The sequence below is a fragment of the Streptomyces sp. NPDC043680 genome (genome assembly GCF_056436685.1).
The window spans coordinates 116,316-138,673 of the sequence record NZ_JBWKCE010000015.1; the positions used below are offsets into that span (position 1 = coordinate 116,316).

At 73.3% G+C, this 22,358-nt stretch carries 21 protein-coding genes and 1 tRNA gene; 11 read left to right on the forward strand and 11 right to left on the reverse strand.

Annotation, left to right across the window (positions count from 1 at the left end; translation table 11 throughout):
• Positions 1-7: 7 nt before the first annotated feature.
• The 5 genes from AC0666_RS25740 to AC0666_RS25760 all read right to left on the reverse strand — a co-directional run bounded on the left by AC0666_RS25740 (position 8) and on the right by AC0666_RS25760 (position 4,221).
• A complete protein-coding gene (locus AC0666_RS25740) occupies positions 8-1,045 on the reverse strand; it encodes a phosphotransferase family protein (RefSeq protein WP_478708371.1) in 1,038 nt (345 codons plus the stop codon).
• A gap of 149 nt (positions 1,046-1,194) precedes the next feature.
• Entirely contained in the window at positions 1,195-2,106 is a 912-nt protein-coding gene (locus AC0666_RS25745; protein WP_468972240.1) for an MBL fold metallo-hydrolase, read from the reverse strand.
• Positions 2,107-2,975: 869 nt separating this feature from the next.
• Positions 2,976-3,296, reverse strand: a complete 321-nt coding sequence (locus tag AC0666_RS25750) for a DUF202 domain-containing protein (protein WP_468972242.1) — start codon at positions 3,294-3,296, stop codon at positions 2,976-2,978.
• A complete protein-coding gene (locus AC0666_RS25755) occupies positions 3,293-3,691 on the reverse strand; it encodes a YidH family protein (RefSeq protein ID WP_361715265.1) in 399 nt (132 codons plus the stop codon). The genes AC0666_RS25750 and AC0666_RS25755 overlap by 4 nt, the downstream gene beginning before the upstream one ends.
• Positions 3,688-4,221, reverse strand: coding sequence for an NUDIX hydrolase (locus tag AC0666_RS25760; protein WP_468972244.1), 534 nt, complete (start codon positions 4,219-4,221; stop codon positions 3,688-3,690). The genes AC0666_RS25755 and AC0666_RS25760 overlap by 4 nt, the downstream gene beginning before the upstream one ends.
• Before the next feature lie 77 nt (positions 4,222-4,298).
• Here AC0666_RS25760 and AC0666_RS25765 point away from each other — a divergent pair, with 77 nt between their 5' ends.
• Positions 4,299-5,954, forward strand: coding sequence for an FAD-binding dehydrogenase (locus AC0666_RS25765; RefSeq protein ID WP_478708372.1), 1,656 nt, complete (start codon positions 4,299-4,301; stop codon positions 5,952-5,954).
• A 21-nt stretch (positions 5,955-5,975) separates the two neighbouring features.
• Here the strand turns inward: AC0666_RS25765 and AC0666_RS25770 are convergent, their stop codons facing one another.
• The gene (locus AC0666_RS25770) at positions 5,976-6,410 is read right to left on the reverse strand and encodes an ASCH domain-containing protein (RefSeq protein WP_468972248.1); all 435 of its coding nucleotides are present in this window, start codon (positions 6,408-6,410) and stop codon (positions 5,976-5,978) included.
• 196 nt (positions 6,411-6,606) lie between these two features.
• Here AC0666_RS25770 and AC0666_RS25775 point away from each other — a divergent pair, with 196 nt between their 5' ends.
• The 3 genes from AC0666_RS25775 to AC0666_RS25785 all read left to right on the forward strand — a co-directional run bounded on the left by AC0666_RS25775 (position 6,607) and on the right by AC0666_RS25785 (position 10,889).
• The gene (locus AC0666_RS25775; protein WP_468585943.1) at positions 6,607-7,554 is read left to right on the forward strand and encodes a hypothetical protein; all 948 of its coding nucleotides are present in this window, start codon (positions 6,607-6,609) and stop codon (positions 7,552-7,554) included.
• 124 nt (positions 7,555-7,678) lie between these two features.
• Positions 7,679-9,223, forward strand: coding sequence for an APC family permease (locus AC0666_RS25780; RefSeq protein WP_468972250.1), 1,545 nt, complete (start codon positions 7,679-7,681; stop codon positions 9,221-9,223).
• A gap of 217 nt (positions 9,224-9,440) precedes the next feature.
• Positions 9,441-10,889 (forward strand): amino acid permease, encoded by a 1,449-nt coding sequence (locus tag AC0666_RS25785; RefSeq protein WP_468972252.1) that lies wholly within the window; start codon positions 9,441-9,443, stop codon positions 10,887-10,889.
• A gap of 117 nt (positions 10,890-11,006) precedes the next feature.
• Here the strand turns inward: AC0666_RS25785 and AC0666_RS25790 are convergent.
• Positions 11,007-11,094: transfer RNA gene (locus AC0666_RS25790), tRNA-Leu, on the reverse strand.
• 187 nt (positions 11,095-11,281) lie between these two features.
• On the opposite strand from AC0666_RS25790, the gene AC0666_RS25795 reads away from it, so the two are divergent.
• The 3 genes from AC0666_RS25795 to AC0666_RS25805 all read left to right on the forward strand — a co-directional run bounded on the left by AC0666_RS25795 (position 11,282) and on the right by AC0666_RS25805 (position 13,883).
• Complete coding sequence (locus AC0666_RS25795; protein ID WP_468972254.1) at positions 11,282-12,607, forward strand: M20/M25/M40 family metallo-hydrolase; 1,326 nt, start codon at positions 11,282-11,284, stop codon at positions 12,605-12,607.
• A 129-nt stretch (positions 12,608-12,736) separates the two neighbouring features.
• The gene (locus AC0666_RS25800) at positions 12,737-12,970 is read left to right on the forward strand and encodes a chaplin (protein WP_468972256.1); all 234 of its coding nucleotides are present in this window, start codon (positions 12,737-12,739) and stop codon (positions 12,968-12,970) included.
• A gap of 94 nt (positions 12,971-13,064) precedes the next feature.
• Complete coding sequence (locus AC0666_RS25805; RefSeq protein WP_478708373.1) at positions 13,065-13,883, forward strand: chaplin; 819 nt, start codon at positions 13,065-13,067, stop codon at positions 13,881-13,883.
• A gap of 51 nt (positions 13,884-13,934) precedes the next feature.
• On the opposite strand, the gene AC0666_RS25810 is transcribed toward AC0666_RS25805, so the two are convergent.
• Positions 13,935-14,123, reverse strand: coding sequence for a DUF5703 family protein (locus tag AC0666_RS25810; RefSeq protein ID WP_031146791.1), 189 nt, complete (start codon positions 14,121-14,123; stop codon positions 13,935-13,937).
• 47 nt (positions 14,124-14,170) lie between these two features.
• Here AC0666_RS25810 and AC0666_RS25815 point away from each other — a divergent pair, with 47 nt between their 5' ends.
• A complete protein-coding gene (locus tag AC0666_RS25815) occupies positions 14,171-14,839 on the forward strand; it encodes a hypothetical protein (RefSeq protein WP_468585949.1) in 669 nt (222 codons plus the stop codon).
• A gap of 74 nt (positions 14,840-14,913) precedes the next feature.
• Here AC0666_RS25815 and AC0666_RS25820 read toward each other — a convergent pair whose 3' ends face one another.
• Both AC0666_RS25820 and AC0666_RS25825 read right to left on the reverse strand, forming a co-directional pair.
• On the reverse strand, positions 14,914-17,352 hold the full coding sequence (locus tag AC0666_RS25820) for a helix-hairpin-helix domain-containing protein (protein ID WP_478708374.1): 2,439 nt from the start codon (positions 17,350-17,352) through the stop codon (positions 14,914-14,916).
• Positions 17,349-18,341 carry an aldo/keto reductase gene (locus AC0666_RS25825; protein ID WP_468972261.1) on the reverse strand — a complete coding sequence of 331 codons (993 nt, stop codon included), beginning with the start codon at positions 18,339-18,341 and terminating at the stop codon, positions 17,349-17,351. Before AC0666_RS25825 ends, AC0666_RS25820 begins: the two co-directional genes overlap by 4 nt.
• Before the next feature lie 100 nt (positions 18,342-18,441).
• Here AC0666_RS25825 and AC0666_RS25830 point away from each other — a divergent pair, with 100 nt between their 5' ends.
• Positions 18,442-19,491 (forward strand): LLM class F420-dependent oxidoreductase, encoded by a 1,050-nt coding sequence (locus tag AC0666_RS25830; RefSeq protein ID WP_478708375.1) that lies wholly within the window; start codon positions 18,442-18,444, stop codon positions 19,489-19,491.
• Positions 19,492-19,729: 238 nt separating this feature from the next.
• Entirely contained in the window at positions 19,730-20,518 is a 789-nt protein-coding gene (locus tag AC0666_RS25835) for a ferritin-like domain-containing protein (RefSeq protein WP_468972264.1), read from the forward strand.
• A 39-nt stretch (positions 20,519-20,557) separates the two neighbouring features.
• Here AC0666_RS25835 and corA read toward each other — a convergent pair whose 3' ends face one another.
• Positions 20,558-21,550 carry a magnesium/cobalt transporter CorA gene (gene corA, locus AC0666_RS25840; RefSeq protein ID WP_468972266.1) on the reverse strand — a complete coding sequence of 331 codons (993 nt, stop codon included), beginning with the start codon at positions 21,548-21,550 and terminating at the stop codon, positions 20,558-20,560.
• Positions 21,551-21,604: 54 nt separating this feature from the next.
• Between corA and AC0666_RS25845 the strand changes: the two genes are divergently transcribed.
• Entirely contained in the window at positions 21,605-22,342 is a 738-nt protein-coding gene (locus tag AC0666_RS25845; RefSeq protein ID WP_468585955.1) for a histidine phosphatase family protein, read from the forward strand.
• Positions 22,343-22,358 lie beyond the last annotated feature (16 nt).

Sequence of the window (22,358 nt, forward strand, 5' to 3'; positions counted from 1 at the left end):
GTGTGCCTCAGCCTTCCTGGAGGGTGGTCAGACCGTGCTCGATGAAGACCGGGACCAGTTCGCCGATCCGGTCGAAGCCCGCGCCGACGGTCTGCCCGAGCGTGTAGCGGTAGTGGATGCCTTCGAGGATCACAGCGAGCTTGAACCAGGCGAAGGCGGTGTACCAGGCGATCGCCCCGGTGTCCCGGCCCGAGCGGGCGGCGTACCGCTCGATCAGCTCGGCCGGTGCCGGGTGGCCGGGTGCGGCGCTCGTCGTGCTGACCGGCGAGTCCGTAAGCCCCAGGTCCGAGCTGTACATCACCAGCAGCCCGAGGTCCGTCAGCGGGTCGCCGAGGGTGGACATCTCCCAGTCGAGCACCGCCCGGATGGTGTCGTCCGGGCCGCCGATCAGCACGTTGTCGAGCCGGAAGTCCCCGTGCACGACGGTGGGCGCGGGGGAGTCGGGCAGGGCCCGGCCGAGCGCGCCCTGCAGCTCGTCGATCCCGGCCAGCTCCCGCCCCCGGGAGGCCGCGAGCTGCTTGCCCCAGCGGCGCAACTGCCGGTCGAGGAAGCCCTCGGGCCGGCCGAAGTCGCCCAAGCCGACCGCCTGCGGGTCCACCGCGTGCAGGTCGACCAGCGTGTCCACCAGGCCGAGCACCGCCCGCCGGGTGCGTTCGGGGCCGAACGCGGCGAGCTGGGCGGCGCTGCGGTACGGGACCCCGTCCACGTACTCCATGACGTAGAACGGCGCCCCGAGCACCGCCTCGTCCTCGCACAGCAGCACCGGCTCCGGGACGGGTACGGCCGTACCGTGCAGCGCCTCGATGACCCGGTGCTCGCGCCGCATGTCGTGGGCGGTGGCCAGGACGTGGCCGAGGGGCGGGCGGCGCACCACCCAGCGGGCGGACCCGTCGGTGATCTCGTACGTGAGGTTCGACCGGCCGCCCTCGATCAGCCGGCCGCGCAGCGCCCCGGCCGCGAGTCCGGGCCGCTCGCGGTCGAGATGGGCGCGCAGCCGCTCCAGGTCGAGGCCCCGGGGGTCGGCTGAAGCTGACGCTGAGGTCATGGTGCGCTCCTCCGTGCGGAGTGGGTGGTGGGTGTGGGTGGGGTGGACGTGACGGCAACGAGAGACATCATGCCGACCAGTCGGTATGTCGTCCAGTGGGCGGGGCGGTGAATGCGGGCCGATGGGGGCGACCCACCGGCCCGCCGGGCTCACGCGTGGCAGAGGATCGGCGTCCCGCCGTTCATCACCGTCATGTCCTGCAGCACCGCCAGGATGTCCAGCGGGGCACCCTCCGGCTCGCCCGCGAGCTCCGCGTACGCCCGGTGCAGGTTCGCCACCAGCCGCTCGTTCTCCCGCCAGGCCGCGAACTCGCCCAGGTCGGCCTGGCGCGCCACCTCCAGCGGGGTCAGCCCCTTCGCCCTCCCGTCGCGGGCGAGCTCCTCCACGTACCGCAGGTAGCGCTCGGTGGACGCGTAGGCCGACGGATCCGTCAGGGGCCCGTGGCCGGGCACGACGGTCTCCGCGTCCAGCGAACGCAGCAGCTCCAGCGCTCGCAGCGACCCCGCCAGGGAGCCCATGGCGAGGAACGGCGTGCCCTCGGCGAAGACGAGGTCGCCCGTGAAGACGACCCGCTGCCCGGGCAGCCACACGATGGAGTCGCCGGTGGTGTGTGCCACGCCCGGGTGGATCACCTGGACCTCCGTGGCACCGAGGTGCAGGGTCATCCGCTCGCTGTACGTGAGGTCCGGGGCGGTGATCTCTATCGCCCCGAAGTCGGTGGCGGGCCAGATCACTTCGAGCTGGTGGCCGGCGGCGAGCTGTTCGGCGCGCGAGTTGTCGTGCCCGAGGACGAGCGCCTCGGGGGCGAACACCCCGTTGCCGTAGGTGTGGTCGCCGTGATGGTGGGTGTTCACCACGGTGCGCGGCAGCGGCACCCCGGCGCCCTGGACCGCGGCGCGCAGGGCGAGGGCACGCCGCTCGGTGGCCGCGGTGTCGACGAGCAGCGTCCGGCCGCCGTCGCTCACGAAGCCCGCGTTGTTGAGGCACCAGCCGCCGTCCGGCTGGACGTAGGCGTAGACCCCGTCCGCGGGCTGGACGAGGTACGGCTCTTCGACGGTCATCTGCGCTCTCCCCGGGTCGCTTTGACGGGCGCTCGGCATCCTGCCAGCCGCGGGGCGCGCGGGGGAGAGTGGGGTGGCGGGGGGGCGGGGTGGCGGGGTGGCGGGGTGGCGGGGTGGCGGGGTGGTGCGGTGCGGCGGGGTGGTGGGGTGGTGGGGTGGTGGGTTGGGGGGGCGTTGCGGGGGTGCGGCGGGGTGGTGGGTTGGCGGGCGTTGCGGGGCCGGTTGCCTGTTTGTGCGGGGCGGTGATGGTGTTGGTTTCGGTGGGCCGGTACCGGTGGAGTGCGGGGCATGCCCGCGCGGGCAGGGCCTGCAGCCGCCCCTGCCCGCCGGGCCCGATGCCGGACGCGGCCTGCGGCCCGTCGTCACTACCGGTCAAGACGCCCTCACCGTTGTTCCGCCCCTTGTGCCCGCCGTGCCCGTCGCACTCGACTCCTGCCCGACCGCCGTCGTGACCGAGAGCGACGTCGACTCTATGGGGCCGTCCGGCCGGTGGACCCTCCTCACCCGTCGTGACCGACATTGACGTCGACCTGATGGGCTGTCCGGCCGGTGGACCCTCCTACCCGTCGTGACCGGTGCCCCAATCGGCGTGAGGGCCCGTGACGGGCGGTCGGAAGGCGGGGAGGGCGGGCTGCCGGGCCTGCTTTGACTGCACCCCGGGCCGGGATGTTCCCGCTCCCGCCCGCGCGGCTCCCGCCCCCGGGCTCCGGGCCAGCGGTGTGGCGGGGACGGCGCGGCTTCCGCCCCCCCAGGCTCCGGGCCGGCGGTGCGGCACGGCTCGCGCGGCTTCCGCGCCCCGGCTCCGGGTCTGCGCCGCGGTGGGCTCGCGGGGCTTATGGCCGCGGGCTGCGGGTCCGCGGGGTGGCCGGTTAGAGGATCACCGCCAGCGCGAACACCGACAGGGCCACCGTGCATGCCACCGCCGCCGCGGCCGCGCGGGGCGCGAGGGCCGGCGGTCTGGGTGAGGCCAGTTGCCGGACCCGCCGGTGCGCCACCCACAGGAAGGCCAGCCAGACCAGCGCGATCACCGCCGCCCCGCCCACCTCCGCCGACGAGCCGGAGCCGCGTGCCGCCTGCCGCAGCGCCAGCACCGCCACCACCGAGCACGCCAGCGTCGTACGCCGCCACGCGAGCCGGGTCCGCTCCGGCTGGAGCCCCGCGTCGCGCTCGGCCCGAGGGGAGCCGGTCACCGCCCGCGGGTCCAGCCGAACAGGACGACCACCACCATCGCCGCCGCCACCAGCCCCACACCGAGGCTCAGCACCACCGGGAACCGGGACAGCGGCAGATCGGCCCCTCGCCGCATCGCCCGCTCGCACCGCACCCAGTGGTTGACCGCCCGCAGCGCACACGCCGCCCCCACCGCGAGCAGCGCGAAGGCCATCCCGATGCGCACCCCCCACCGCAGGTCCGGCAGGAACTGGTCCACCGCGAAACCGCCGCCCACCAGCGCGAGCGCGGTGCGGATCCAGGCCAGGAAGGTCCGCTCGTTGGCGAGGGAGAAGCGGTAGTCGGGGGTCTCGCCCTCGTCCCGCAGCCGCTGCGGTGCGAACCAGAGGCGCACGTCCTTGACGAAGTCGATCACCCGGCCAATCTACGGCGGAACTCCCGCAGCCGCCGGTAGGCCTCCAGCCCGTCCGGCACCCACGGCCACTCCCCGCCCGCGACCCGGGCCTCCAGTTCCTCCTCCGCCAGCCACGCGTGCCAGGCCACCTCGGACTCCTGCGGCCGCACCGGCAGCGCGCAGCGCACCTCGTGCACGTACGACCACCACGCCCCGCCGGGGCCCTCGTACAGGAACTTGAACAGTGGCTCCGGCTGCGCCAGCCCGGTCAGCCCCAGTTCCTCGCCGGCCTCGCGCAGCGCCGCCTCGGCGTAGCCCTCGCCCGCGCCCAGCACCCCGCCGACGAACATGTCGTAGTGCGAGGGGAAGACCAGCTTCGAGGCCGTCCGCCGGTGGACGAAGATCCGCCCCTGCGCGTCCCTGGCCTGCACGAACACACACCGGTGGATGAGCCCGCGCGCGTACACCTCGCCGCGCGGGGCCTGCCCCGTCACCCGGTCCTCGCGGTCCACCACGTCCAGCACTTCATCAGCAGCACTCACACGGCTCATCCAACCACCGCTGTTGACGGGTTACCGCTCCGTAGCAAAGGATCTGCCCCACCACCGACCCGAGGACGGGGCAGCGCATGACGTACGACGCAGACGTGATCGTGATCGGTGCGGGGCTGGCCGGCCTCGTCGCCACCGCTGAGCTCGTGGACCGCGGCCGCAAGGTCATCCTGATCGACCAGGAGCCCGAGCAGTCGATCGGCGGCCAGGCCCACTGGTCCTTCGGCGGCCTGTTCTTCGTCGACTCGCCCGAACAGCGCCGCATGCGGATCAAGGACAGCCGCGAACTCGCCCTCCAGGACTGGTTCGGCACCGCCGGCTTCGACCGCGAGGAGGACGCCTGGCCGCGCCGCTGGGCCGAGGCGTACGTGGACTTCGCGGCCGGCGAGAAGCGGCCCTGGCTGCACGCCCGGGGCGTCCGCTTCTTCCCGGTGGTCGGCTGGGCCGAGCGCGGTGGCTACGACGCGAACGGCCACGGGAACTCCGTCCCCCGCTTCCACATCACCTGGGGCACCGGCCCGGGCCTCGTCGCCCCCTTCGAGCAGCGGGTGCGCGCCGGGGCGGCCCGCGGCCTGGTCGACCTCCGGTTCCGCCACCGCGTCACCGGCCTCTCCCGCACCGCCGGAGACCTGGACACGGTGACCGGGGAGATCCTCGCGCCGTCGGACGCCGTACGGGGGACCGCGAGCAGCCGGGAGGCCACCGGCGCCTTCTCCCTGCGCGCCCAGGTGGTGATCGTGACCAGCGGGGGCATCGGCGGCAACCACGACCTCGTGCGCGATCAGTGGCCGGCCCGGCTCGGTACGCCGCCGCAGCGGATGCTCTCCGGCGTCCCGGCGCACGTGGACGGCCTGATGCTCGGCATCGCGGAGGAGGCGGGCGCCAGCCACATCAACAAGGACCGGATGTGGCACTACACCGAGGGCATCGGGAACTGGAACCCGATCTGGGCCCGGCACGGCATCCGCATCCTGCCCGGCCCGTCCTCGCTCTGGCTGGACGCGACCGGCAAGCGGCTGCCCGTACCGCTCTTCCCCGGCTTCGACACGCTCGGCACCCTCGACCACATCATGAAGACCGGGCACGACCACACCTGGTTCGTGCTCAACCAGCGCATCATCGGCAAGGAGTTCGGCCTCTCGGGATCCGAGCAGAACCCGGACCTGACGGGCAAGTCGGTCCGCGACGTCATCGACCGCGCACGGCAGGCCGTACCCGGCCCGGTGAAGGCCTTCATGGAGCAGGGCGCGGACTTCGTCGTGGAGCGCGACCTCGCGTCCCTGGTGCGCGGGATGAACGCGGTCACGAAGGAGGGCCTGCTGGACGAGGAGACCGTCCGCCGGGAGGTCGTGGCCCGGGACCGGGAGATCGCCAACCCCTTCACCAAGGACCTCCAGGTCACGGCGATCCACGGCGCCCGCAGGTACGTCGGCGACAAGCTGATCCGCACCGCCGCCCCGCACCGGATCCTGGACCCCAAGGCGGGGCCGCTGATCGCGGTCCGGCTCTCGATCCTCACCCGCAAGTCGCTGGGCGGCCTGGAGACCGACCTGTCCTCCCGGGTCCTGACGGCGGCCGGAGAACCGCTGCCGGGCCTGTACGCCGCGGGCGAGGCGGCCGGTTTCGGCGGCGGCGGCGTCCACGGCTACCGGGCGCTGGAAGGCACCTTCCTGGGCGGCTGCATCTTCTCGGCCCGTACGGCGGCCAGGGCGGCGGCCGGCGCGGTGGGCTGAGGGCCGCCCGGCCGGAGCGGCCTACGACGGCTCGGGCAGAGCGGTCACCACGCGGAACCGCTCCGCGACCACCAGCGTGTCGTCGTCCACCGCGTACTCCGGGTCGCCGAGCGCCGCCCGGACCGGCGGGCTGTGCCAGAACCGCTCGTGTGAGGCGCGCCATTCGGCCACGGAAGCGTACCCCTCGCCCTCGTCCAGCGCATGCTGGAGGTCCACCTCGGCCAGCCTCAGCACCCGCACCTCGGTGACCTCCACCACCGCCACCGCCCGCTCCTGGGAGTCCACCAGCACGCTGCGCGCACCCGGCACGGGCAGCGGCTCGCCCTCGGCCTCGTACTGGGGCAACAGCCCCGTCGTCGCGGTCTTCGCGCCGTTCAGCACCGCTGCCACCAGCGTGTCGCGCAGGGGCCCGGGGAAGCCCAGCAGATACGGGGGGAGGTCTTCGTACGTGGTCATCCCGCCACCCTACGGGCCGGGCCGCCACGGCTCCGAACCGGATGAACCCCACCAACTCACCTCATGGTGAGACCAGTTGAAACCCGCCACGCAGTGGACTGGACCTTGACGCGGAGCTGTGCCTACCGCTTTGCTGTGCGTGATCATCCAAGTCGAACCGTCCGCCCGCGCCCGTGTCATGGAGGGAATCCCGCGGATGTCCCCGCCTCCGCCGCCCCTCGGCCGCGCCCGCAAGCGGGACGCCCAGCTCTTCGACCCGGCCCTGTGCGACGTCGAACTCGTCGACGTCCGGTCCCAGTTCACCCAGGGCCGGTGGGCCACGGCCCGGTCCCTCCTCGTCGCCACCGGCGACGACTGGGACCGCCGCGGCCACCGCGTCACCGTCCTCGCCGAAACCCCGGCCGCCACCGCCTGGGCTCGTGAATGGCTGCTCGCCGAACCCGACAGCGCCGACGCCGCCACCCTCCTCGCCTGCGCCGCCGTCTTCACGGCCCTGCGCCGCAAGGGCACGCCCGAGGCGGCCGAGGAGGCCTGCCGCCGGGCCGCCGCCCTGCTCCCCGCCGATCCGACCCCGTGGCTGGGGCTGCTCATGCTCTCCCGCGTCTTCGGGACCGAGGAGGAGTTCAGCCGCCACTTCGACCAGGTCCGTGCCCGCCACCGCGAGCACCACCACGCCCACCACCTGATGGTCGCCAAGCTGGCCGAGCACACCCCCGCCGCCGGCCACGACCCGCTCCACGAGGTCTACGACTTCGCCGCCTGGGCCGCCGAGGAGTCCCCGGCCGACTCGCCGCTCGCCGTACTCCCCGTGATCGCCCACGCCGAGCGCTACCGGGTGCTCGCCGCCACGGAGGGCCGTACCCCCGACAGCGCCGCCGCCCACTGGTCGAGCCGTCGGGCCCGCCAGGTCCTGCGCTCCGCCTTCGACTGGTGGCTGGAGTGGGAGCGCGAGGACCACCCCCGCAACCGCGTCGACCTCAACTTCCTCGCCCACGCCAAGCTCTGCGAGGGCCGTCCCGCCGAGGCCGCCGCCCTCTTCCACCGCATCGGCCGCCATGCCACCCGCGCCCCCTGGTCCTACCCGGACCTCGACCCGCACAAGGCCTTCCTCGCCGCGCGCAACGCCGCGCTCGGCACCGCTTGACGCACCGCTGGACCCGCACCGCTCGGCCGCACGGCGCCCCGCACGGCCCGGCCCGCACCGCTCGACGCACGGCCCCGCACCCCGCTCGACCCTCCGCTCGCCCTTCCCGAAAGGACCCCCAGCCATGCCGACGGGCAGATCCACCACGCTCACGGACCCGGCCGAGATCCGTACGTACAAGGGCCAGGACCGGGCCCTGCGCGCCGACCGCCTCGGCACCGCCGGTCTGCTGCTCTCCGTCCTCGCCGCCAGCGCCCCCCTGATGGTGGTCGCCGGCGTGATGCCCACCACCTTCGGTGTGATGGGCATCGTCGGCCAGCCCCTGCTCTTCGTCATCCTCGGCGCCGTGCTCGCGCTGTTCAGCATCGGATACGCCGAGATGAGCCGGCACGTCCACAACGCCGGTGCCTTCTACGCGTACATCGCCCGCGGCCTCGGCCCCACGGCGGGAGCCGGCGCCTCGTTCGTCGCCCTCGTCGCGTACAGCGCCATGCAGGCCGGCGTCTACGGCATCCTCGGCTTCGAGATCTCCGGCCTCTTCGCCACCTACCTGGACACCGAGCTCGCCTGGTGGATACCGGCCCTGATCGCGGTCGCCGTCACCGGCGCCCTCGGCTGGCTCAAGATCGACCTCAACGCCCGGGTCCTGGGCGTCCTGCTCCTCATCGAATGCGTGCTCGTCGTCGCCTTCGACGTCGCCGCCCTCGGCGACCCCGGCCCCCAGGGCCTGTCGCTGCACGCGTTCAACCCCGCCACCCTCGGCGGCGCCGGCCTCGGCACGGCCCTCTGCTTCTGCATCGCCGCCTTCGTCGGCTTCGAGCAGTCCCCGGTCTACGCCGAGGAGACCAGCAAGCCGCACATCGTCGTCTCCCGCGTGATGTTCCTCGCCGTCGGCTTCGTGGCCCTCTTCTTCGCCCTCAGCGCCTGGGCCCTGACCGTGGCCACCGGCCCCTCCGAGGTCGTCAAGACCTCAGCCGAAGCCGGCCCCGGGCTGCTGTTCCAGCTCACCGAAGGGCTCCTCGGCGCCACCTTCACCGACGTCCTGCACGTCCTGTTCGTGACCGGCATGTTCGCGGCCATGCTCAGCTTCCACAACGTCGTGGCCCGCTACGCCTTCGCCATGGGCCGCGAAGGCCTGCTCCCGGCCGCCTTCGGCCGCACCAGCGCGGGCACCGGCGCCCCCGCCACGGGCTCCCTCCTCCAGACCGTCATCGCCACCCTCGTCGTCCTCGCCTTCGCCCTCACCGACAGCCACCCGGGCGGCGACCCCACGGCACCCGTCCTGCACCTGTTCACCTGGATGGGCAGCGTCGGCGCCCTCGGCGTGACGCTCCTCATGGCCGCCGCCTCCTTCGCGGTCATCGCCTTCTTCGTCCGCCGCGGCACGGCCGGCGCCCAGGTCTGGCGGCTCCTTGCGGCCGGGGCCGCCGGCGTCGCCCTGCTCGCCATCGCCGTCTACACGGTCAAGGACTTCGGCGTCCTGGTCGGCGCCGAGAAGGGCTCCGCCCTCAGCTGGGTGCTCCCCGGGGTCATCGCCGCCGCCGCGGCCGGCGGCCTGCTCCACGGGGCCCTCCTGCGCCGCAACCGCCCCGAGGTGCACGCCCGCATCGGCCTGGGGAACGAGGCCTTCCGCCTCGATCAGGCGGCGAGCACCACCCCGCGCGACTGAGGCACGCCCCTCGCTTTCGTGCCCGTACGAGGCCCCCGGCGCCCGTTTCCATGGTCGCCGGGGGCCTCTGTGTGCAGAGACCGGGTTTGGGCCGGTGGCGGAGCTCGTGGTCTCCTGTGTCGACAAAACCACCGGCCCACCCGCACAGGTGACACCACCCAGCTCCCCTGCGCGGCGCCCGGACCTGCCTGTCCCACCCACGAAGGCGAAGTCCTACATGAGTGACCGCACCTTGACCGAGGCCACCGCCCCGGCCACCGCCCCGGCGCCCTCCCGCCATGTCGACGCCGGCGACGAGGGCTACAGCAAGGACCTCAAGTCCCGCCACATCAACATGATCGCGATCGGCGGAGCGATAGGCACCGGCCTGTTCCTCGGCGCGGGCGGACGGCTCGCCAACGCGGGACCCTCCCTCGCCATCGCCTACGCGGTGTGCGGCATCTTCGCCTTCTTCGTCGTGCGGGCCCTGGGCGAGCTCGTGCTCTACCGCCCGTCCTCCGGCGCGTTCGTCTCGTACGCGCGCGAGTTCATGGGGGAGAAGGGCGCCTACACGGCCGGCTGGCTGTACTTCCTGAACTGGTCGACCACCACTGTGGCCGACATCACGGCCGCCGCGACCTACGCGCACTTCTGGTCGATGTTCACCAGCGTCCCGCAGTGGGTCCTGGCCCTGATCGCCCTCGCCGTCGTCCTCACCGCGAATTTGATCTCGGTGAAGTACTTCGGCGAGATGGAGTTCTGGTTCTCCCTCGTCAAGGTCGCCGCCCTTGCGGTCTTCCTGGTCGTCGCGATCTACCTCGTCGCCACCAGCCACGACATCGGCGGCCACACCCCGGGGCTGTCCACCATCACCGACAACGGCGGCATCTTCCCGTCCGGGGTCCTGCCGATGCTCCTGGTGGTCCAGGGCGTCGTCTTCGCCTACGCCTCCGTCGAGCTGTGCGGCGTCGCCGCGGGTGAGACCGAGAACCCCGAGAAGATCATGCCGAAGGCGATCAACTCGATCATGTGGCGCGTCGGCCTCTTCTACGTCGGCTCCGTCGTCCTGCTCGCGATGCTCCTGCCGTACACCGCCTACTCCGGCGACCAGAGCCCCTTCGTCACCGTCTTCGACAAGCTCGGCATCCCCGGCACCGCCGGCATCATGAACCTGGTCGTGCTGACCGCGGCCCTCTCCAGCCTGAACTCCGGCCTCTACTCCACCGGCCGCATCCTGCGCTCGATGGCCATGTCCGGCTCCGCGCCGAAGTTCACCGCCCGCATGAACAAGGGCAAGGTGCCCTACGGCGGCGTCCTGTTCACCGCCGCCTTCGGCCTCGCCGGCGTCGGGCTGAACTACCTCATGCCCAAGGACGCCTTCGAGCTCGTCCTCAACTTCGCCTCGCTGGGCATCCTGGGCACCTGGGGCATGGTCATGCTCTGTTCCCTCCACTTCTGGCGCCGCGCGCAGCAGGGCAGCCTGGAGCGCCCCGCGTACCGCCTGCCCTGGGCCCCGTACACCCAGATCATCACGCTGGCGTTCCTGCTCACCGTGCTGGTCCTGATGTGGTGCGACGGCGGCGTCGGCCGCACCACGGTGCTGTGCGTCCCGGCCATCGCCGCCGCACTGGTCGGCGGCTGGTTCCTGGTCCGCCGCCGGGTCGCGGAGATCGCCGCCCGCCGCTGACCCCCGCGCACAGGAGAAAGGGCCCCGCCACGGCGGGGTCCTTTCCGTTGGCCCGACAGGTCGGGCCAGGCTTGGGCGCAAACGCAGAAAACCCCACACGAAGTGGGGTTCTCTCGCTGGTGTCCGAGGGGGGACTTGAACCCCCACGCCCGATAAAGGGCACTAGCACCTCAAGCTAGCGCGTCTGCCATTCCGCCACCCGGACAAGGTGTCTGTCTCGCGGCCCTGGGCCGTTCCGACGTGGAAAACATTACCAAACATTCCGGGGTCCCCGATCACACCCCCCTCCGGGGCCCCGGCAGCCCCCGGCGGCCGGGGAACGCCCTTGGGGTCGGCGGCCCGAAGCGGGAGGATGGGGAGGCAGTCGGCACCGATCAGTGGGAGGAAGCAGCGTGAGCGATTCGAGCGCGGGCAGGACCGTCTCCGGCGAGGATGAGGTCGTCGACCTCTGCCGGGACCTCATCCGGATCGACACCAGCAACTACGGGGACCACTCCGGCCCGGGCGAGCGCAAGGCCGCCGAGTGGGTCGCCGAGAAGCTCGCCGAGGTCGGGTTGGAGCCGCAGATCTTCGAGTCCCACAAGGGGCGCGCGTCGACCGTCGCCCGGATCGAGGGGGAGGACTCCTCGCGGCCGGCGCTGCTGATCCACGGGCACACCGACGTGGTGCCGGCGAACGCAGCCGACTGGACGTACGACCCGTTCGCGGGCGAGATCGCCGACGGCTGCGTGTGGGGCCGCGGCGCCGTCGACATGAAGGACATGGACGCGATGACGCTGGCCGTCGTACGCGACCGGCTGCGGAGCGGGCGCAAGCCTCCCCGGGACATCGTGCTGGCCTTCCTCGCCGACGAGGAGGCGGGCGGCATCTACGGCGCCCGGCACCTGGTGGACAAGCACCCGGAGCTGTTCGACGGGGTCACTGAGGCGATCGGCGAGGTGGGCGGCTTCTCGTTCACGGTCAACGAGAACCTGCGGCTCTACCTGGTGGAGACGGCCCAGAAGGGCATGCACTGGATGCGGCTCACGGTGGAGGGCACCGCGGGCCACGGCTCGATGACGAACAACGACAACGCCATCACGGAACTCTGCGAGGCCGTGGGCCGGCTCGGCCGCCACCAGTGGCCGGTGCGCGTGACCAAGACCGTCCGGTCCTTCCTGGACGAGCTCTCGGACGCCCTGGGCACCCCCCTCGACCCGGACGACATGGACGGGACGCTCGCCAAGCTCGGCGGCATCGCCAAGATGGTCGGCGCGACCCTGAGGAACTCGGCCGCCCCGACGATGCTGGGCGCCGGCTACAAGGTCAACGTCATCCCCGGCCAAGCCACCGCGCACGTGGACGGGCGCTTCCTGCCCGGTTACGAGGACGAGTTCTTCGCCGACCTCGACCGGATCCTCGGCCCGCGGGTGAAGCGGGAGGACGTGCACGGGGACAAGGCCCTGGAGACGGACTTCGACGGGAGGCTCGTCGACGCCATGCAGGGGGCCCTCAAGGCGGAGGACCCCATCGCGCGGGCCGTTCCGTACATGCTCTCGGGCGGCACGGACGCCAAGTCCTTCGACGACCTGGGCATCCGGTGCTTCGGTTTCGCGCCGCTGCAGCTGCCACCGGAGCTCGACTTCGCCGGGATGTTCCACGGGGTGGACGAGCGGGTGCCGGTGGACGGCCTCAAGTTCGGCGTGCGGGTGCTCGACCGATTCATCGACAACTGCTGAGATTCGCGAAGGTGTGCGCATTCCACTGAGAAGAGTGAATGCGCTCATACGCTCGTAGCCCTGGTGATCCCTCCTCGTTACAGGTGGTGCGGTCCGCGGCTGGGACCGCATTGCCAACTAGGAGGAACAATGCTCAAGAAGGTTGTCGCTGCTGCGGCCGCCACCGGTGGTCTGGTTCTCGCAGGTGCGGGCATCGCCGCCGCCGACGCGGACGCCTCGGGTGTGGCCGTCGGCTCCCCCGGTGTCCTGTCCGGCAACGTCGTCCAGGTTCCGATCCACATTCCGATCAACGTGTGCGGCAACACGGTGAACGTGGTCGGCCTGCTGAACCCGGCCTTCGGCAACGTCTGCGTCAACCACTGACGTACCTGAAGTCTTCGGCCCCGGAGCGCATTCCAGCGCTCCGGGGCTGCCGGGCTTTGGGGCCCGGTTCTTACACAGCAGGGGGATCACACACATGCGACGACACGCAGCCGGCACCACCAGGAAGACCCTGATCACCATGGCGGCCGCAGGGGGTGTTCTCGCGCTGGGCGGAGGGTACGCACACGCGGACTCCGGCGCCTCCGGCCATGCCGCGAACTCCCCGGGCGTGCTGTCCGGGAACAACGTGCAGGCTCCGGTGGACGTGCCGGTGAACGTCTGCGGCAATTCGGTCACGGTGGTGGGAGGCCTGAACCCGGCCTTCGGGAACCGCTGTTCGAACGGCTCCCACGTCCCGGACCGCACGGACCACCCGGGCAATCCGGGCACTCCCGGTCACCCGGGCACTCCCGGTCATCCGGGCACTCCCGGTCATCCGGGCACCCCCGGTCATCCGGGCGGGCCCGACGGGCCGGGCGAGCCGTGCGACGAGGACCACCCGGGCAACCCGGGCACGCCGGGTCACCCCGAACACCCCGGCAACCCGGAGCACCCAGGCCAGCCCGGCAACCCGGGTCACCCCGGCCAGCCCGGCAACCCGGGTCACCCCGGCGGCGGGCAGCACCCCGGCCACCCGGGTATCCCGGGCACCCCCGGCCAGCCGGGTACCCCGGGTCAGCCGGGCACCCCGGGCACTCCGGGTCAGCCGGGTACTCCCGGCGGGCCCGGTACGCCGGCTACCCCCGCCTCCCCCGGCCAGGGGCCCGGCACGGGGTCCGGGATCGCGCCCGGGCAGCGCGCGGGCCTTGCCGCGACCGGTGCCGGTGACACCCTCGGCGTGGCCGTCCCGCTCGCCGGCGGCTTGCTGCTGGCCGGAGCCGTGCTCTACCGCCGGTCCCGCAACGCCGCCTGACGGACTGTCAGGACGAGTGTCCCCGTACGGCACGTCCGTACGGGGACCGCGTCACCAGGTCGCCCGGACCTGGCGGATGATCCGGCGGCGCAGTCGCACGCGGCGGCTGCCGTCCCGGTGCAGGGTCAAGCGGTCGAGCTCCCAGTTCCCGTACTCGGCATGGTCGGTCAGCAGGCGGGTCGCCTCCTTGCGAGGGACGCCGCGGGGCACGTACACGTCGACAAATTCGTATTCCGGCATCGCATCTATTGTGCGGGCACACGCCTGCTACGGATAGCGTCTGCACTATGTCTGATGCCGCTCTGCCCACTGTTGCCGAGGTACGCGCCGCCGCCGAGGCGGTCAAGGCCGCGCTCGACCGTCACCTCGCCGCGGTCGAGAGCAGGATCGGGGACGAGGACCCGGCCGTCTACGCCGCATTCAACGAACTCGCCGCAGCCGCCGAGGAGTACGACGAACTCCTCTACGACCGGTACGACGAGGTCACCCCGTTCGAGATCCCGACGCCCGAGGACGGGGTCCCGTACACCGGCCCCGCCGAGCCCACCGCCTTCAGCGTGCTCATCCGCCGCGACTACGCCGTCGTGGAACCGCAGAGACTGGTCGCCCAGGCCCAGCGGGTGGCTGCGCACGACCGGGACGCCGAGCCCGTGGAGGACTCGGCGGGCGCGCTGGGCGTGCTCTTCGGGGAATACGAGCCGGACGAGATCGCCTCCCGCTACAAGGAGTTCGGCCTGGAGGAAGGGGATTCCACCCTCTGGATCGCCGCCGCCGAGGACGTCCCGGAACCGGGGGAGTGGCTGGGCTCGCCCTTCGGCGACATCGACCAGCAGGACGTGCTGCACCGCTTCGACATCAGCTCCGTCTTCGACGACGAAGAAGTCGACGAGCACGAGGTGGACGACGAGGAAGAGGACGACGAGGCGACGGAGCTTCCGGGGCTGGCCCCGGCCTGATCCGCCCCGGCCTGAGCCGCCCCCGCTGCCGGTCCTGCGGCCCCGTCCCCTCGCGGGACGGGGCCGCAGGCGCGCTACTCCGGCTGCTCCTGCGCCGCCGTCACGAGGGCCCGCAGCAGACCCGTCAGCCGGGTCGTACGCGGCTTCGGCAGCTCCTGCGCGACGGCGTGCGCCAGCGCCTGGTCGACGCCGTGCACCACGGACAGGTGCCGCTCGGCCCGACCGAACGCGGTGTACACCCAGTCCCGCGACAGGGCCTGGGCCGCGTCACCGGGCAGGACGACGACCACCGCCGGCCAGCGCGCGCCGACGGCCTGGTGCGCCGTCACCGCCCACCCGTGCCGCACCTGCGACTCCACCTGCTCCCTCGGTACGAGGATCCGCCCGCCCGCGGCGTCCAGGTGGAGCCCCTCCGCGTCGGCCGAGACCACCGTCGCCGGCACGGCCCGCCCGGGCGAGGGCACCTGCACGACCCGGTCGCCGGGGTCGAAACCGCCGAACCGGCCGGGGCCGGGGTTCAGCCGTTCCTTGAGGGCCGCGTTCAGGGCGCGGGTGCCCGCCGAGCCGCCGTGGCCCGGTGTGATCACCTGGACGGCTTCCGCCGGGATCCCGAAGGTGCGCGGCACCGACTCGGCCACGAGCTGCACCGTGCGGTGCACCGCTTCCCCGGCGTCGCGCACGGGCACGATGACGACTTCCTTGCCGGGGGCGTCGACCTGGTTCAGCTCACCGATCCCGATCCCGGAGACGAGCTCGCCGAGGGGGCCGGGGTCGGGGGTGCGGGAGACCGGCTGAGGGAAGGCGCGGGCCGCCAGCACATCGGCGAACACCCGGCCCGGTCCGGCGGATCCCAGGACGCCCGGGTCCCCGGACAGCACCAGGCGGGCCCCGTCGGGCACCGACTCGACGAGCGCGGCCGCGGTCTCCACGTCCAGCTGCGGCGCGTCCAGCACGACGAGCAGGTCCAGTGCGAACTGCCCGTCGGCGTCCCGGCCGGGCCCCTGCGACCCGGCGAGCAGATCCGCCACGGTGACGGACCCGGGCGCGGGCGCGTGCGCGGCGAGGCAGACGCGCAGGCCCAGCTCCCGGGCGGCCGCCACCAGGGCCAGCGGCTCGGCGCGGGCGGCTTCGCCTCCCGTGTGGGTGACCAGGCCGTGGGCGGCGACGGCGCGGATCAGCTCGGCGCCCGGGCCGGTGGCGGCCTTGTCCCAGTCGGCGGGGGCGTCGAAGGTGTTGGCGAGCCGGGCCAGGCCGTCGGCCAGGCTCTCCTCGGCCAGGGCGTATCCCTCAAGGCCCACGAGGATCCGTACGGGCGCTTCCTCACCCTCTGCGGGCGGCGGGCCGAGCGGTTCGTGGAAGACCAGCACCGCGCCGTCGCCGATGGCCTCCTCCAGGGCGTGGTCGGGGTCCGGCACGCCGTACTGGGCGAGGGCCGACCGCAGCACCGGCGCCTCCAGGGCGGTGTGCCCCTTGAGCGCGGCCTGCTCCAGGAGCCAGCCCACGAGGGCGGCGGCGCGCCGCTCGTCCCCGGGCCCGGCCTCGGGGCCGAGGAGGGCGCGGGCGAAGCCGTCGGCCTGCGTGGGGCGGATGCCGGCGAGCGCGAGGAGCCGCCAGGGGTTCTCGGTGAGCTGCTCGGCGGCGTCCTCGCCGAGGGCCGTGGCAGCGGGTCCGGCCAGGGCCTCCGGGGCCCCGCCCCGGGCGAGCACGCTGCGCACGCCCTCGACCGCCGCGGGGCTCGCCGGGGGTGCGGGCCTGGACGGCGCGGGGGGAGCCACCGGGGCGGCCGGGGCTGGCTTGCGGGGTGCGGTCGGGGCCTCGTCGAAGTACCGCGGGGCCGGCTTCTCGCCGCTCTCCACGGCCCGTACGGCGGCCAGCAGGTCGGCGGCCTTGCCGCTGAGCTTGCCGCCCGCCTCGACCGGGGCCTGCCGCTGCGCCTTGCGCCGGGCGATGCGCTCCCGCTCGATCTTCTGCGCGGCCAGTTCGGCCTCGGCCTCGCTGAGCACCGGTGCCGCGGCCGGGCCCTCCGCGCCCGTGTCCGACCCTGCGGGGCCTTCCCCCACCCCGCCCCCTCCCGAAACCGGGGGCTCCGCCCCCGGCCCCCCGCTTCCGTCCTCGCCGTGCCCGGCGGCGCCCGGGCCTTCGGCCCCCGGGCGGCCCGCGGTCCCGTCCGGGGCCTCGGCCCCCGCGTCCCCGGCCCCGCCGCGCGCGGGCTCGTCCCCGTCCCCGGCCCCGCCGCGCGCGGGCTCGGCTTCGTCCGCCGCTTCGTCGTGCGCGGGCTCGGCCTTGGCCCCGGCTTCGCCCGTCAAGGACTCGGCCCCGTCCTCGGGTCCGTCCTGTACGGGCTCGGCTTCGCCGTGCGCGGCCTCGGCCTCGGTCCCCGCTGGGGCGGACGACGGGGCGGGGTCGGGCTGCGGGTCGGGTGTGACCGCGGGTTCGCCGTGCGGGGCCTTGTGGCCGGCCGCGGCGTCGGGGGCCGGTTGGTCCGCGGCAGCGGCGTGGCGGTCCGTACTCACAGCGTGCTCCAGTCCTGATCGGGATAGCGGTGCACGGGCGCCGACACATCGTCCAGCGCCCGGCAGATCTCCTCCGGAAGACTAAGGGCCTCCACCGACAGGGCCGCCCCGAGCTGCGCGGACGTCCGCGCGCCGACGATCGGCGCGACCACCCCCGGCCGGTCCCGGATCCACGCCAGGGCGACCTGCAGGGGGGTCACCGCGAGGCCGTGGGCCGCCGTGGCCACCGCGTCCACGATCCGGCTCGCCGCATCGTCCAGGTACGGGTCCACGAAGCCGCCCATCGCGGCCGAGGCGCCGCGGGAGTCCGCCGGGATGCCGTCCCGGTACTTGCCCGTCAGCACCCCGCGGCCCAGCGGCGAGGACGGGAGCAGGCCGACACCCAGATCAAGGGCGGCCGGGAGGACCTCCCGTTCCACCCCCCGCTGGAGGAGGGAGTACTCCATCTGGGTCGAGGCGAGCCGGGTCCGCACCCCCGGCGCCGCCAACTGCCAGGTCGCCGCCTTCGCCAACTGCCAGCCGCTGAAGCCGGACACGCCCGCGTACCGGGCCCGGCCGCTGCTCACCGCCAGGTCCAGTGCCTGGAGGGTCTCCTCCAGCGGGGTCGACGGGTCGAAGGCGTGGACCTGCCAGAGGTCCACGTGGTCCGTGCCCAGCCGCGCCAGGGAGTCGTCGAGCGCGGCCAGCAGATGGCCGCGCGAACCGTCGAAGCGCCGCTCGGGATCCGGCACGCTGCCCGCCTTGGTCGCGATGACCAGGTCCCGGCGGGGCACGAGCCCGCCGATGAGCTGCCCGAGGATGTACTCCGCCTCGCCGCCCCCGTACACGTCGGCGGTGTCGACGAGCGTCCCGCCCGCCTCCCAGAACGTCTTCAACTGCTCTGCCGCGCCCGACTCGTCCGGTCCCTCCGCGGACCGGCCCCAGGTCAGGGTGCCGAGGCCGAGCCGGGACACGCGCAGTCCGGTGCGGCCGAGATGCCTCTGCTCCATGAGCGCTGAGACTACTGGGGCACTGCCGCGCCGGAGCCGGGCGCGCTACAGTCCCGGCACACGAACGTTACTGATCGGTAAACCGGTAAGGGGACGACACATGCGGCTCGGCATCAATCTCGGCTACTGGGGCGCTGGCATGGACGCCGACAACCTGGCCGTCGCCCAGGAGGCCGACCGCCTCGGCTACGACGTCTGCTGGGCCGCCGAGGCCTACGGCTCGGACGCCCCCACCGTGCTGGCCTGGGTCGCGGCCCAGACCGAGCGCATCGACGTCGGCTCGGCGATCATGCAGATCCCGGCCCGCCAGCCCGCGATGACGGCCATGACGGCCGCCACCCTGGACTCGCTCACCAAGGGCCGCTTCCGGCTCGGCCTCGGCGTCTCCGGCCCCCAGGTCTCGGAGGGCTGGTACGGCGTGAAGTTCGACAAGCCGCTCGCACGGACGCGGGAGTACGTGGAGATCGTCCGCAAGGCGATGACCCGTGAGCGGCTGACCTACGAGGGCGAGCACTGGACCCTCCCGCTGCCCGGCGGCCCCGGCAAGCCGATCAAGCTCACCGTGCACCCGGAGCGCGAGCACATCCCGCTCTACATCGCGGCCATCGGCCCGAAGAACCTGGAGCAGACCGGCGAGATCGCCGACGGCGCCCTGCTGATCTTCCCGGCCGCCGAGCACCTGGAGGCCACCGCCCTCACCCACATCCGGGCCGGCCGCGAGAAGGCCGGGCTGACGATGGACGGCTTCGACGTGTGCCCGACGGTGCCGCTGGCCGTCGGCGAGGACGTCGGCGCCCTGGCCGACATGTTCCGCCCGTACACCGCCCTGTACGTCGGCGGCATGGGCAGCCGGAAGCAGAACTTCTACAACCAGCTCGCCCAGCGCATGGGCTACGAGAAGGAAGCCGCCGAGATCCAGGACAAGTACCTGGCGGGCGACAAGACGGCCGCCGCCGCGGCCGTCCCGCATGCGCTGATCGACTCCACCACCCTGCTCGGCTCCGTCGAGCGGATCGCGGACGGCATGCGGGCCTACGCCGAGGCCGGGGTCACCACGCTCACGCTCGCCCCGGCCGGCTTCACCCTGGAGGAGCGGATCACCGCCCTGCGCACCGGATCCGAAGCCCTGGAGCGCGCCGGCCTCGCCTGACCCCCGGCCCGGGCCGGCGCGGTCTACGGCCGACCGCCGGCCCGGGCCGGCGCGCGGGCGGGAAGTCTGCGGCCGTGGTGGGGGCTCGGGGGTCTTCCCCGCCACGGCCGACACCCCGCACAACGCGTGCGGGGCCCGCCGGGTTACGCCCCGGGCCCCGTCCGCCGTACTCGCTCATTCGGCCGAGCGGCCCCGCCATCCGGTTGCCCGCTCCCGGAATCGGCCCTTGACTCGATGCATGCTCTCTGCCCGCAGCCTGTTCCAGGAGATCGTCGACCACGACGACTCCTTCCAGCTCTTCTGCTCCATCGCCGCGAGCGGGGAGTCACAGGGTGGCTGGGAGAACGCCAGGATCGCGGCCCTGGTGCCCGAGAGCATGCGCGACCTCGCACCCAAGATCACCCGGCACGGAGCCGACGAGGACAAACACGGCCGGATCTTCCAGGCCCTGCTGAGCAAGAGGGGCCTGCCGGCCGTCCCCGTACCGCCCGAGACCGACTACACGATGCTGCTGGAGCGGCGCGGCATCGGCCTCACGCACGAGAAGCTGCGCCGCGACGAGCCGCTTACCGAGGAGGACGTCGTCGTCTACCTCGCGCACAGCCGGGTCACGGAACAGCGGGCCGCCGACCAGATGACCATGCTCGTGAAGCACTTCGGGGACCACCCCGAGGTCGGCAGGGCCATCCGCATGATCAGCCACGACGAGGACAACCACCTCTCCTACTGCCACGAGGAGTTGCTCCGCCTCGCCCACCGGGGACACGGGCGGACCATCCACCGGGTGCTGCGCGAGAGCGCCCTCGCCGAGATCGTCGTCTACCGCGACGTCAGCCTCGCCGTCATGGGCCACATGGGCCGGCTGCTGCACTGGCCCGCGGCCAAGTCCGCCGCCCTGGCCACCGGGATCCGCGGGATGTACGCGTACGAGCGGTTCGCCGGCTGGCACCGGATGATCAGCCTGCGCCTGCCGGAGCGGCTGGGCGCCCTGGACGGCGCGCCCACCGGTGTTCCCGGACTCGCCTGAGCGGGACGCCCTCGCGGCCATCCCGGGCGGGAGCGGCGCTCAGAGCCAGCCGCGGCTCTTGAACAGCCGGTGCAGGCCCAGGCACGCCACGGCCATCACCACCAGCACCCCCGGATACCCCCAGGCGTGCCGGAGCTCCGGCATGTGGTCGAAGTTCATCCCGTAGATCCCCGCCACCATCGTCGGGACCGCCGCCATGGCCGCCCAGGCCGAGATCTTGCGCATGTCGTCGTTCTGCCGGACGCCCATCTGCGCCAGGTGCGCGGCCAGCGCGTCCGACAGCAGCCGGTCCAGGCCCTCGATGTACTCGTTGGCCTTGGTGAGGTGGTCGGCGACGTCGCGGAAGAACGGCAGCGCGTGCTCGTGCACGAACGGCACGTTCCCGAAGGCCAGCCGGTCCATCGGCTGGAGCAGGGGGCTCGTCGCCCTGCGGAACTCCAGTACCTGCCGCTTGAAGCCGTAGATCCGGGCGGCGGTGTTCTTGGCGTCCGTCGCGTGCGGGGCGAACACCTCCGCCTCCAGCTCCTCCAAGTCCGCCTGGAGCTCGGCCGCCACCTCGATGTAGTGGTCGACCACCGCGTCCGACACCGCGTACAGCACCGCCGTCGGGCCGTGCCGCAGCACCTCCGGCTCCTGCTCCAGCCGGTGGCGTACGGCGGCCAGCGCCGCTCCTTCGCCGTGCCGGACCGTGACCACGAAGGAGTCGCCGATGAAGACCATCAGCTCGCCGGTGGTCACCGTGTCCGCGTCCTCGTCGTACACCACCGGCTTCAGGACGACGAACAGCGAGTCGTCGTACACCTCCAGCTTGGGGCGCTGATGCGCGGTCAGCGCGTCCTCGACGGCCAGCTTGTGCAGCCCGAACTCACGGCTGACGTGCTCGAACTCCTCCTCCGTCGGCTCGTGCATGCCGACCCAGAGGAAGGCGTCACCGGTCGCCCGCGCCTCGTCGAGGGCGTCCGAGAAGTCCCCGGGCGCAGGGGAGCGGCGGCCGTCCCGGTACATCGCGCAGTCGACAATCACGCCGGGCATTCTCCCCTGCCGGCGCCCCGCCCGCACAACGGCACCACCGCTTAGGCTTGCGCCATGGCCACGCTGATCCTCGTACGACACGGGCGGTCCACCGCCAACACCGCAGGGCTGCTCGCCGGATGGACCCCCGGGGTGGCGCTCGACGAGCGCGGCGCCGAGCAGGCGGCCGCACTTCCCGGACGGCTCGCCGAGGTGCCGATCGCCGCCGCCGTCACCAGCCCGCTGCAGCGCTGCCGGGAGACCCTGGCCCCGCTGCTCGCCGCCCGGCCGGAGCTGGCGCTGCACACCGACGAGCGGATCGGCGAGTGCCACTACGGCGACTGGTCGAACCGCAAACTCTCCGAACTCTCCGACGAACCCCTGATGAAGATCGTCCAGCAGCACCCCTCGGCCGCCGCGTTCCCCGGCGGCGAGTCGATGCGCGCCATGCAGGCGCGCGCCGTGGACGCCGTACGGGAGTGGAACGCGCGGGTCGAGGAGCAGCACGGCAGCGACGCCGTCTTCCTGATGTGCTCGCACGGGGACATCATCAAGTCCCTTGTCGCGGACGCCCTCGGCATGCACCTGGACCTCTTCCAGCGCATCCACGTCGACCCCTGCTCGGTCACCGCCGTCCGCTACACGCCGACCCGGCCGTTCCTGCTCCGCCTCGGCGACACGGGGGACTTCGGCTCGCTCGCCCCGCGGCCCGCACCCGCGCCGGACGCCGCTGCCGCCGACACCGCCACGTTCGAGAGCGCGACCGAGGACGGCGGGAACGCGGTCGTGGGAGGCGGCGCGGGCGCGGCCTGATCGAACGGCGCAGTAG